We start from the raw sequence: 11797 nt of genomic DNA on the forward strand, positions 1-11797 counted from the left end.
CAATTCGTTCATAGTATGCTCGCAATCCTATTGGTCGTCGCATCCCGTGCTTTAGGCAGGGAGAAATAGAAAGTGGCACCGCGGTCAAGCATTCCCTCGGCCCGGACCTTTCCGCCATGGCGCACGATAATGCGCTGGACAATAGCCAGTCCTATGCCCGTGCCTTCAAACTGTTCCGCAAGGTGCAGACGTTGAAACACGCCGAATAATTTATCTGAATACTCCATGTCAAAGCCCGCACCATTATCCCTTACGAACATCTCCACTTCATTTTCATTCACGTCCACACAACCAATTTCTATTTTGGCACCTGCTCGCTTGCTCGTGAATTTGACCGCGTTCGATACAAGGTTGACGATAACTACCCTCAGCATGGACCGATCTCCGTAACAGACCGGAAGGGGCTTGATATCCCAGATTATGTCTCTGTCCCTCAGGTCTTGCCCGACATCCGCGATGACTTCCTTCACGAGCAGCTCGAGGCTCACAAAGGTCATTTTGGTCTCAATTCGCCCGATTCTGGAAAAGGCCAGCAGATCATCGATCAGATCCCCCATTCTTTTTGCCGACTCGAGAATGGTTTGTATGCACCGACGACTCTTATCGTCAAGGGAAGAAAACGTGTGTTTTTGTAGCAGTTCCGTGAATCCCACTATGTGTCGAATTGGCGCCCGTAGATCGTGGGAGACGGAATAGGAAAAAGACTCTAGTTCCTTGTTACTCGCCTCAAGCTCTGCTGCGCGCCTGGCGAGTGTTTGATTGAGCCCACGAATTTCGTCCTCGCGTTGCCGGCTTACTTCAAGCTCACTTTGGAGGCGCCCCCGCGCGTCGAGTAGCTGGTCCTCAATTCGACGTCGAATAGCAACGAAAGAAGCAATAACTACTGACCATACTATGAAAAGAACAAAGTACGGCAGATCCTCCGAAGTGATTTCAAAGGTGTAAAGCGGCGGGGTAAAGAAGTAGGTGTTGCTGGCTCCCGAGAGAAACCGCCAGCGCGGATGGTCCTATACCGGCATACCAGGTAATGATAACGATGGCCAGGTCAAAAAGCGGCATTTCGGCATCGTGAAAGCCGTAATGTTGGCATGCTAGCGCCAGCCCAAGCGCGATTCCAACGCATACGACTGCAAAGCCGTAACGCAGTACCGGTGAGCGGATGGCTTGCAACTGTATGTGCCAGCGCGCCAAGCTTCGCCTCGCTGCTACCCATGTTGTTCACTATTATATTTCAGCTATTGCCGATTGCGGTGCTTAACGCGAGCCAGCCATGTCGGGTAACCAGCCGAATTCCAATCTCGTTCAGCGGGTATCGGCTTTGACCGCGGCCTGCCGTCTGTGTGTGTCCTGTACGTGGCTGCCAAAGGACATTCGCCACGACGACGCGGCGACGGCCGGCTTCGGGGTCGCCTTCAGCCTTTCAGGGATGTTGCGGGCGGGGCATCCGTATCCTATCCACTCAGGCCATTGCGACTTCGAATGCTCGCGCGTCGAGGGTGATACCTACCAGTGAACGCGCGCGTGTCTCGGCACGATCGAGGAAAGCGACGAACTGATCGTCGTTACGGCGGTTGACCCTTTCGCCTCCGAGGACTACCGACTGCAGCGGGCCATCGCATTTACTCAGGATGATGGCCAGGTCGCGTTTGTTGTCCATCACGCAGAAATTCCAGCGGCCGACGAAGTGCCACCAGGTTTTGACCTGTTCCAGTTCCGCCGACGTGGCGGAGAAATCGAGAATTGAGCCGTGATTGCTAAGAAACGCGCAGCGCACGCCTGTTTCGTCAGCGCTCGCGGCCACGATCTGACGGCTGCGTCGACCCTAAATATGGCGTTGTTCAGCGGGTTTACAGAACAGGACTTCACATCCGGGCATCGCGTCCTTGAAACAGATCGACATGCCGTGCATGCCGGCCACTGCCAGCACAAGGCTCAGGCCGAGCCCGCTGCCGTGCGTGTGACGGCTCGCCTCACCGCGATAAAAGCGCCGCAGCACGGCTTGCTGTTCGGCGGGCGCAATGCCCGGCCCGTCGTCCGAAACGGTAACGCCCGCACCGGTCTTGTCGCGGAACACGGTGATCCGCACATGGCCGCCATGCGGTGCGAATTTGATGGCGTTTTCCACCAGATTCGCCAGCGCCTCGAACAGCAGGTTCGGATCACCCTGGATGTCGAGCGGCCCCGATCCCGTTCGCTGCAGTTCGAAAGCGATCTGCTTGTCCTCGGCAGTCGGATCGTAGAACTCGAACACATCATCGGCAACGGCAGCCAGATCGACCGTCGCGAATCCCGCCCGGCGCACGCCGCTTTCGATTTCCGAAATGCGCAGCAGCGCGTTGAAGGTGCGCAGCAGCCCACCGGTTTCGACGATGGTTTCATCGATTGCCGCGCGATACTCCGCTTCAGTTTTGGCGCGGCGCTGCACACGTTCGAGTCCGCCGAGCATCCGTGTGAGCGGCGTGCGAAGATCGTGCGCAATCGCGTCGCACACGCCCTTGACCTCGTGCATCAGCCGCTCGATCTCGTCGAGCATGCCATTTACGACGCCGACCAGGCGATCGACGTCGTCGCGTTTCGAATGCACCGGCAGACGCCTGCTGAGATTGCCGGCGACGATTTCCTCGATCGAGGCGGTCACCGCGTCGAGCCGCCGCATTGCCGAAATACCGATCATGCTCGCCCCGACCAGGCCGATCACGAGCGTGATCATGGCGGTGGAAAGTAGTGCGTGCAACAGCTCCTCGTCGAAGTGGTCGAGCTCGCGGGTGTTCTGGCATTGCAACGCAATGCGGCTCTCCGGCAGGCGCGCGGCGATGCATCGGCCGGGCGGGCGGCCGGGCAGCTTCGCGAGCCGCATGGAAAACGGTTTGTCGAAAACCGGAATAGCCGGTTGATCGCCCGCGTAGCCGCCGGCAAGATGTTTGCCGGTAGCGTCGAACAGGCCGAACGGACGCTGACGGCGCGGATCGAACTGATTTTGATGTTCGAATCGCGCGACCAGTTCGTCCTGCTCCTCGCGTTGCAACTGTGCGTGCTCGCGAATCAGCCAGTCGTCGATGCGCTCCTGTTCGAACCCGGTGATCTCGCGATACAGGTAGCCGAATAGAAGTATCGCGATGACGCCGAATAGCATCAGGAACAGCGTGGCGAGGCGAAAACCGGTGGTGCGGTGCAGTTCAGTCAGGCGCATGGAGCATGTACCCCGAACCGCGCACGGTATCGATCATCGGAGCCGTCCCGTCCGGGTCCAGCTTCTTTCTCAGGCGGCTGATGTGCACGTCGATCACATTGGTTCGCTCATCCAGCCGGTAATCCCATACCGCTTCGAACAGCATCGTGCGGCTCACCACCTGGCCCTCATGCTGCATCAGGTATTCAAGCAACCGGTATTCGCGTGGCAAGAGCGGCACCGGATGGCCGGCGCAGCTCACTTCACGCTTGAGCGGGTCGAGACGCAACGGGCCGACCTGGTATTCCTGCACACCGGGCGCGGCTTCGCGCCGTCGCATCAGCGCGTCGAGCCGCGCGGTCAGTTCGATGAATTCGAACGGCTTGGTCAGATAATCGTCGCCGCCGGCGCGCAAACCGCGTACGCGCTCGTCGACCGCCGACAGGGCGCTCAGAATCAGCACCGGCGTGAGCACGCCGGCGCTGCGCAACGCCGCCAGCATGCCGAGCCCTTCCAGGCCGCCTGGCAACATGCGGTCGAGCACAATGGCGTCGTAACTGTTGGCGACCGCGAGCATCAAACCGTCGCGGCCCGTGCTCGCGGCCTGCACCTGGCAGCCGTGATCGGTGAGCGCTTCAACGATCTCCGCGAGGGTTTGCCCGTCGTCTTCGACGACCAATACGTTCGACATGCGTTTTTCCAGAAGTGAGCGGGCGGCGAGCTCAGTGCGAGCCGGCCATATACACTACGCTTGTACCTACGATGCACCAAAGTATGCCGCGCGAAACTGCACAGGCATTTCGCGCCAACATTAAAAAATTTTAATGTAAGCCACTATCAACCTGTTTAGCGCATGCGGATCCTGCTGGTCGAAGACGATACGCGCGCCAGCCAGTTCCTGGCGCGCGGCTTGAGGGAAAGCGGTCTGATTGTCGACACCGTGGCCGACGGCGCGACCGGGCTTGCCTACGCGCGGGAGGGCATTTACGACGTGATTGTGACCGACCGGCTCCTGCCGGCGCTCGACGGCCTCGCTCTCGTGCAGCAGTTGCGCGCCGGCGGGGATACCACACCGGTCCTGATGCTGTCCGCGGTCGGCGGCCTGAATGAGCGTGTGGAGGGCATCCGCGCCGGTTGCGACGACTATCTTGTGAAACCGTATGCCTTCGTCGAAGTGCTGGCGAGAATCGAGGCGCTCGCGCGGCGCGTGGATCGCAGACGAATGAGCGAGCGGCTCGATTGCGCGGATCTGATGCTCGATACGCGGGCGCGAACCGCGACGCGCGGCGGCCGCGATCTGCGCCTGCAGCATCGCGAGTTTCTGTTGCTCGAATGCCTTGCGCGCCGCGAAGGCCAGGTCGTGACGCGCAGCATGCTGCTCGAGGCGGCGTGGAATTACGATTTCGAACCGCGCGGCAATATCATCGATATGCACGTGCATCGGCTGCGCGCGAAGGTGGATCGCGATTTTCCCGTAGCGCTGATTCACACGGTGGTGGGTGCGGGTTATGTGCTGAACCCGGCACCTTAGGCACCTTTGGGCGACGTTGATGCCTCGCGCAGGCCGCTCCGTCCGCATGTTGCTCTGCATTAAATTTTTTTAATTATCGGGCGAGAGCGCCGAAAGGACCCGCTGACTAATCTGGCGACATTCCCATGTTGCCGGAGCGTTCTCCAATGTCAGGGCTGCCCCATTCGGCGCCGTTCTCGCGCGTCGCCAGTCCTCGTGCGCCTCATCTGACGCTCCGCGCTGCCGTATGCGGCACAGTCTGCGCGCTGGGTGTCGTGGCTCTGGCCGGGTGCTCGCTCGTGCCGGCCTATCAGCGGCCCAGTGCGCCGCTCGCGCAGCACTTTGACGGCGCGGCGAGTGCGCGGCTCGCCGATACCGTTCCGGTCAGAAGCGGCTGGTGGCGCGAATATCACGACCCCGCGCTCGATGCGCTGATCGATCGCAGTCTGCGCAACAACTTCACGCTTGCTTCGGCGATTGCGAGCGTCGAACAGGCGCGCGGCAACGCCGAGAAAGCCGGCGCACCGCAGTATCCGTCGCTGTCGGTCGGCGCTACCTTCGACCGCGCTCACCAGGGGCGCGGCTCGACCACCAAAACCCAGAGCCTGTTTGCCGAAGCCGGTTACGAAGTCGACTTCTGGGGCTTTAACGCCGCCAATGCCAGCGCGGCAGACCTGCTCGCGCGCGCGTCCGCGTTCGATCGCGATACGGTGGCGTTGACGCTGACTGCATCGGTGGCGGACATCTATTTCCAGGTGCAGAGCCTGCGCCGCCGTCTGGCGATCGCACGGTCGATCTCCGATGATGCCGCGCACATTCTGCACTTGTTGCTCGCGCAACAGGATGCGGGCGTCGCGACCGAGCTGCAGGTGCAGCAGCAGCGCAATGTGCTCGCCACCTTCCAGGCGGCGGTGCCGGCGTTGCAACAGCAACTGGACATCAGCATTCATGCGCTCGCCGTGCTGGCGGGCACGGCGCCCGAGCAGTTCACAGTGAGTGATGCCGCGCTCGCCGACATCGCCATTCCGCAACCGCGTCCGGATCTGCCGGCCAGCCTGCTGGAAACGCGTCCCGATATCCGCTCGAAGGAAGCGCAGTTGCAGTCGGCCAATGAGAGCGTCGGCGCGGCGCGCGCGGCCTTCCTGCCTAACATCGTGCTGACCGCCGACGGCGGGCTCAGCAGCAAGTCCCTTTCGCATTTCCTGTCAAGTCCGTTTGCGAGCCTCGGCACCTCGCTGGCCGCGCCGCTGTTCGACGGCGGCGCACTGCATGGCCAGTTGCACGCAAGCCAGGCAGCCGAAGCGAAGAGCGTCGCTGATTATCAGCAAGCCGTGGTCGCCGCGCTGCAGGATGTCGAGGACTCGCTGTCGGCGGCGCAACAGCAGCAGCTCGCGGAAGCCGCCGACCAGACCGCCGCCGACGCCGCCCGCAAGGCCGCGACGCTCGCGCAAGTCCAATACAAGCTCGGCACCGTCGACTTTCTGACAGTACTAGATGCCCAACGCACGCTCTATCAAGCCGAAGACACGCTGGTGCAGGCGCGGCTCGCGCGTCTGCAAGCCTCGGTGAGCCTGTTCCGCGCGTTCGGCGGCGGCTTCGGGGTGACCGATAGCAGCACCGCTTCCTCTTCCATGCCTTCCCGCTCATGAAATCTACCGACCTTCGGAACCACGAGGCGCCCCGCGCGCGCGGCCGTGCGCCTTTAGTCCTGGCGCTCGTCGTCCTTGTGGTGATCCTCGTGGCGTGGTTCTGGCCAAGGCATCCGGCCGTCAAGGCGGCGGCTGCCGTGCCGGTCAACGCCGGCCATCCGGTGATCCGCGACTTTCCGATTCGCGTGGCCGCAGTGGGTACGGTACAGGCGCTCAACGCCGTGGACGTCAAAGTGCGTGTGGACGGCCAGTTGCAGCGCGTGGCCTTCAGTGAAGGGCAGGACGTGAAAGCCGGACAGTTGCTCGCACAGCTGGATCAGGGACCGCTCACCGCGCAATTGCATCAAGCGGAAGCGGCGCAACGCAAGGACCAGGCATCGCTCGATAACGCGAGGCTCGATCTCACGCGTTACTCGAGGCTGGTCGGCATCGGTGCCGCGACCACGCAGGCTGTGGACACCGCGAAGGCACAAGTCGAAGAACTCGCCGCCACTGTCGCCGCAGACGCAGCGCTGGTGCAGAGCGACCGCCTGCAACTGGGCTTCACCACGCTCTTCGCGCCGTTCACCGGCCGCGTGGGCGCGCGTGAGGCCGACATCGGCGCGATCGTGCATCCCACCGACACGACCGGCATCGTCACCGTCACGCAGATGGAGCCGATCACCGTGCTGTTCTCCGTGCCGCAAGACGCGCTGCCCGACTTGCTGGCGAATCAGGCGGCCGCGCCTTTGGCGGTGAACGTCACCACGCGTTCCGGCAGCACGGCGCTCGCCGACGGCACCCTCGTGTTCATCGACAGTACGGTCGATCCCACTACCGGTCAGATCAAACTCAAGGCCTCGTTCACCAACAAGGACCGCAGGCTGTGGCCGGGCGAACTGGTGAATGCGCGCGTGCTGTTGCACACCGATACGCAGCGGCTCGCCGTGCCGAGCCGCGCGGTGGTGAACACACAGAACGGCACGCAGCTATATGTGATCAACGCGAACGGCACCGCGCAGATGCGCCCGGTGCAACCCGGCGTGACGGTCGACGGAATGACGGAAATACGCAGTGGCATCGCGCTCGGGGATCGGGTCGTGTTCGATGGACAAAGCCGCTTGAATCCAGGCGTGCGCGTGGCAGCGACCACGGTGCCGACGGTGGCCCAGGCACCGGCCAACGCAAACCCGGCGGACAACCAGACTAATCAGGACAATCCGTCATGAGCCTGATGGAACTGTTCATCAAGCGGCGCATTGCGACCAGTTTTCTTGCCATCGCGGTGCTGCTGGCGGGCGCGGTGGCGTATTTTCTGCTGCCGGTCGCGCCCTTGCCACAAGTCGACTTTCCGACTATCCAGATCGTGGCGAAATTGCCTGGCGCGAGCGCGGAGACCATGGCGACTTCGGTGGCGACGCCACTCGAGCGGCAACTCTCGTTGATTGCGGGCATCACGCAGATGACGTCGTCGAGCTCGCTGGGAACCACCAACATCGCCGTGCAGTTCGATCTGTCACGCGATATAAACGGCGCGGCGCAGGACGTGCAGACAGCAATCAACGCGGCCGGCGGTACCCTGCCGAAGAACTTGCCGAACCCGCCGACCTATGAAAAGGTCAATCCGGCCGACTTCACCTTGTTGTCACTGGCGCTGACGTCGCCATCGCTCACGCTCACGCAACTCGACAGCTACGCCGAGGACTATCTGGCGCAGCAGATTTCGCAGATGCCAGGCGTGGGGCTCGTCGATTTCCACGGCCAGCAGCGGCCTGCCGTGCGTATTCAGCTCGATCCCGACAAGCTTACCGCTCGCGGCCTCACGCTCGAAGACGTGCGCGCGATCGTCGGCTTGCAGACCGTGAACGCGCCGAAGGGCAGCCTGAACGGGCCGGATCGCTCGGTGATTTTCAATGCGACCGATCAGATCACGACCGCCTCGCAGTATCGCGATCTCGTGGTGGCGTACAAAAATGGCGCACCGATTCGCGTATCGGATCTCGGCACCGTTCTTAACGCCGCTGAGGACAACCAGCAGGCTGCATGGCTTCAGCACGAGCGCGCGATCATCCTCGATATTCACAAGCAGCCGGGCTACAACGTCGTGCAGACGATCGCCAACATCAAGGCGAAGCTACCCGCGCTCGAAGCGTCGCTGCCCGCGGCCGCGCATCTGCATGTGGTGGGCGATCGCACGCAGACCATCAATGCGTCGGTGCATGACGTGCAATTCACGCTGATGCTGACAATCGCGCTCGTCGTGATGGTGATCTTCTCGTTTCTGCGCAACGTGTGGGCGACGATCATTCCGAGCCTGACGATCCCTTTGTCGCTGGTCGCCACGTTCGGCGTGATGTATCTGCTCGGCTATAGCCTCGACAATCTCTCGCTGATGGGGCTGACCATCGCTGTGGGTTTCGTGGTGGACGATGCGATCGTCGTGATCGAAAACGTGATGCGGCATATCGAGGAAGGCGTGCCGCGCATGAAAGCCGCGCTGCTCGGCACGATGGAAGTGCGCTTCACTATTATCTCGATGACGATCTCGCTGATCGCGGTGTTCATTCCGATCCTGCTGATGGGCGGCATTGTCGGACGCCTGTTCCGCGAATTCGCGGTGACGGTGAGCGCGGCGATCCTGATGTCGGCGCTGGTCTCGCTGACCGTCACGCCGATGCTATGCGGCTGGCTGATCCGTTTGCCTGAGCCGGATGAAGCAGGGCGCATGCGCAAGCTCGAAGCCTGGCTCGAAACAGGCTTCGTCGCGGTGGAGCGGCGTTACGAGCGCGGTCTCGATTGGGTGTTGAATCGCCCGAAACTGATGCTTGGCGTGACGATCGCGACGATCGTCGCGACGGGCGCGCTGTTTGTCGAGATCCCGAAGGGCTTCTTCCCGCAGGAAGACTCCGGTTTGATCATGGGTGTCGCACAGGCCGCACCGGATATTTCCCCGCGCGCGATGTCATTGAAAATGCAGCAATTGGGCAATATCATCGAAGCCGATCCCGCCATCGATAACATCTACTACTGGATGGGTGCGAATCCGACTGTGAGCCAGGGCCACGTGATGATCAACCTGAAGGCGTTCGGGCAGCGCAAGGACAGCGCCGCCCAGGTGGTCAATCGACTGAAGCCGCAGGTGGCGAAGGTGATGGGCCTTTCACTGTCGATGCAGGTCCGCCAGGATATTCAGGTAGGTGGCCGCATCAGCGCCGCGCAGTATCAGTACACGCTGCAAGACCCGGATATCAAGGAACTGAATCATTGGGCAGGCGTGCTGACCGACAAGCTGTCGAAGCTGCCGCAACTCGCCGACGTCACCTCCGACCAGCAAGCTGCCGCTACCAGCGCGACGCTCGTGATCGACCGCAGTACCGCCTCGCGCTTCGGCATTACCGCGCAAGCAATTGACGACACGCTCTACGACGCGTTCGGCCAACGGCAGATCGCCACGCTGTTCACGCAGTTGAACCAGTACCACGTCGTCGAAGAAGTCGATCCGGGTTTCCAGTTGACCACCGACGCGCTCGCGCATCTCTACGTGCGTTCGCCGCTGACGAATGAACTGGTGCCGCTCAACACGCTCGCGAAGATCGAAAACAACGTGTCGCCGATTTCGGTGAATCACCAGGGGTTGTTCCCGGCTGTGACGATCTCGTTCAATCTGGCGCCGGGGCAATCCCTCGGCAATGCCGTGACGGCGATTCGCCAGGCCGAAGTCGCGGCACGCAAACCCGACAGCTTGACGGGGTCGTTCCAGGGCACGGCGCAGGCGTTCCAGGCGTCGCTTTCCAGCGAACCGTATCTGATCGCAGCGGCTCTGGTCGTGGTGTATCTGATTCTCGGCATTCTGTATGAGAGCGCGATTCATCCGCTCACCATCATTTCGACGCTGCCCTCGGCGGGGGTGGGGGCATTGCTCGCGTTGATGCTGTGCGGCCAGGATCTGTCGATCATGGGGATGATCGGCATCATTCTGCTGATCGGTATCGTCAAGAAGAACGCAATCATGATGATCGATTTCGCGCTCGTGGCCGAGCGCGAGCAAGGCTTGCCGCCCCGTGAGGCGATCCGCCAGGCGTGCGTGCTGCGTTTCCGGCCGATCATGATGACGACGCTTGCCGCGCTCTTCGGTGCGCTACCCCTCGCGCTCGGTCACGGAGCGGGCGCGGAATTGCGTGTCCCGCTCGGCATCGCGATTGTCGGCGGCCTGATCCTTTCGCAGATGCTGACGCTCTTCACGACGCCGGTCGTACACCTGTGGTTCGACCGTCTTTCACATTGGCTGGCGAAACGGCGTGCGAAAGGCAGTATGCTCGAGCGTGAATCGGTAGGTTGAGCCCCAACGGCAGCGCAGTTGCCGGCGCTCAACTGCCGGCGCGATCACCCTGACTCAGCGGTTCATGTCGCCACGCAGTCCAATTCTGTGGTGCCGCCGCCGATCCGGCGTGGCGGTCTCTGCCTTCAGGCTGAACGTCCTGAGTGCGCTAGTGCACTTTGGCTACGACGTCCTTGGCGAGCAGGCGTTGCGCCTGCTGATCGCCTTTGCCTGCTTCCTGCGCGGTTTGAACCGACGTCTCGCTTGCTTCGACCCACAAAGCACGTGCGGCGCTGCTGATGTTGGCCGTGTACGACGATCCGGACGACGCGGACGTGCTGGTGCTCAACCCCGTAGCCGAAGAAACGCTCGTGCCCGATGCAGGCGCGCTCGGCGCTGAACTCGAGGTCGGCGCGGCTAATGGCGCTGATGCTTCTGCCGTGCTTTGACCGATTGCCCAAATAGACATCCAAATCTCCTGATAGACAAAATGTGTTTACTGCGCACTGTCTTTCGGCCTCGATTCGGAGTGCTTGATCGGTATGTTTTTTGACCTTTTCGAGGTCCTAAAGAATCACTTAAGGCTCGCCGCATTAAAAACCTCCGCACGAATGAGCGTAATATTCTTCGCCAGACAAAGGTCTGCTGCCATCAAAGCGCGCGCGCCGCGCCGGTCAACCAAGTGCCTGCCTGATCAGCGCGGGCCGTCGGCTTTCGTATCTTCAGCCGACGTCTCGCGTTCGCCGCGTGCCCCGTCAGTGGGATCTTTCCGGGCAGCGCATAGAGCTAATACGTTAACGGGAATGTTTTTGCATGAGCTTGCGGCGAGGTCCGCTAGCCGGAAGGCGTTGATAATCATGTAGCGGTCCCGAACCCCGCGGCGAGAGGCGCGGGGGAAGACCCAAGGTGAAGCAGACCCTTTGACCTGTCGGAGGCCAACATGAAGTTCTGCAGAATAGACCTGCACTCGAACAACAGGGTGATAGTGGTCAGTGATGCCGAAGACCGGACCGTACTGCAACGTATCGAGTTCCGCGACCACCGTCACAGCCGCGAGCATACTGATGCCGCGCAGCGCCATCAACGCCTCGATTACCGGCCAAACCGGGCTGGCGTGCGCGGCTGTCTCGACTTCGCGGTCGAGGCTGGACACGCGCTGGCTACAGGCCTGC

At 61.7% G+C, this 11797-nt stretch carries 9 protein-coding genes and 1 pseudogene; 4 read left to right on the forward strand and 6 right to left on the reverse strand.

Annotated features, from left to right (window positions below):
* Positions 1-8: 8 nt before the first annotated feature.
* The 4 genes from QOC89_RS12850 to QOC89_RS12865 form a co-directional block, all read right to left on the reverse strand.
* Positions 9-932, reverse strand: a complete 924-nt coding sequence (locus tag QOC89_RS12850) for a sensor histidine kinase (RefSeq protein WP_323045363.1) — start codon at positions 930-932, stop codon at positions 9-11.
* Between the two features lie 527 nt (positions 933-1459).
* Positions 1460-1774 carry a hypothetical protein gene (locus QOC89_RS12855; protein WP_323045355.1) on the reverse strand — a complete coding sequence of 105 codons (315 nt, stop codon included), beginning with the start codon at positions 1772-1774 and terminating at the stop codon, positions 1460-1462.
* A gap of 48 nt (positions 1775-1822) precedes the next feature.
* On the reverse strand, positions 1823-3190 hold the full coding sequence (locus QOC89_RS12860) for a sensor histidine kinase (RefSeq protein WP_323045356.1): 1368 nt from the start codon (positions 3188-3190) through the stop codon (positions 1823-1825).
* Complete coding sequence (locus QOC89_RS12865) at positions 3177-3860, reverse strand: response regulator transcription factor (RefSeq protein ID WP_323045357.1); 684 nt, start codon at positions 3858-3860, stop codon at positions 3177-3179. The genes QOC89_RS12860 and QOC89_RS12865 overlap by 14 nt, the downstream gene beginning before the upstream one ends.
* A gap of 162 nt (positions 3861-4022) precedes the next feature.
* Between QOC89_RS12865 and QOC89_RS12870 the strand changes: the two genes are divergently transcribed.
* The 4 genes from QOC89_RS12870 to QOC89_RS12885 all read left to right on the forward strand — a co-directional run bounded on the left by QOC89_RS12870 (position 4023) and on the right by QOC89_RS12885 (position 10646).
* The gene (locus QOC89_RS12870) at positions 4023-4700 is read left to right on the forward strand and encodes a response regulator transcription factor (protein WP_323045358.1); all 678 of its coding nucleotides are present in this window, start codon (positions 4023-4025) and stop codon (positions 4698-4700) included.
* A 146-nt stretch (positions 4701-4846) separates the two neighbouring features.
* Positions 4847-6328, forward strand: a complete 1482-nt coding sequence (locus tag QOC89_RS12875; RefSeq protein ID WP_323045359.1) for an efflux transporter outer membrane subunit — start codon at positions 4847-4849, stop codon at positions 6326-6328.
* Positions 6325-7536: an efflux RND transporter periplasmic adaptor subunit gene (locus QOC89_RS12880; RefSeq protein WP_323045360.1), complete on the forward strand. Its 1212-nt coding sequence runs from the start codon at positions 6325-6327 to the stop codon at positions 7534-7536. Before QOC89_RS12875 ends, QOC89_RS12880 begins: the two co-directional genes overlap by 4 nt.
* Positions 7533-10646 (forward strand): efflux RND transporter permease subunit, encoded by a 3114-nt coding sequence (locus QOC89_RS12885; RefSeq protein WP_323045361.1) that lies wholly within the window; start codon positions 7533-7535, stop codon positions 10644-10646. The genes QOC89_RS12880 and QOC89_RS12885 overlap by 4 nt, the downstream gene beginning before the upstream one ends.
* A 148-nt stretch (positions 10647-10794) precedes the next feature.
* On the opposite strand, the gene QOC89_RS12890 is transcribed toward QOC89_RS12885, so the two are convergent.
* Positions 10795-11094: a hypothetical protein gene (locus tag QOC89_RS12890; RefSeq protein WP_323045362.1), complete on the reverse strand. Its 300-nt coding sequence runs from the start codon at positions 11092-11094 to the stop codon at positions 10795-10797.
* Between the two features lie 225 nt (positions 11095-11319).
* Positions 11320-11797: pseudogene (locus QOC89_RS12895) on the reverse strand (hypothetical protein); the annotation flags it as partial.

Source organism: Paraburkholderia sp., from assembly GCF_034668105.1.
Taxonomy (GTDB): Bacteria; Pseudomonadota; Gammaproteobacteria; order Burkholderiales; family Burkholderiaceae; genus Paraburkholderia.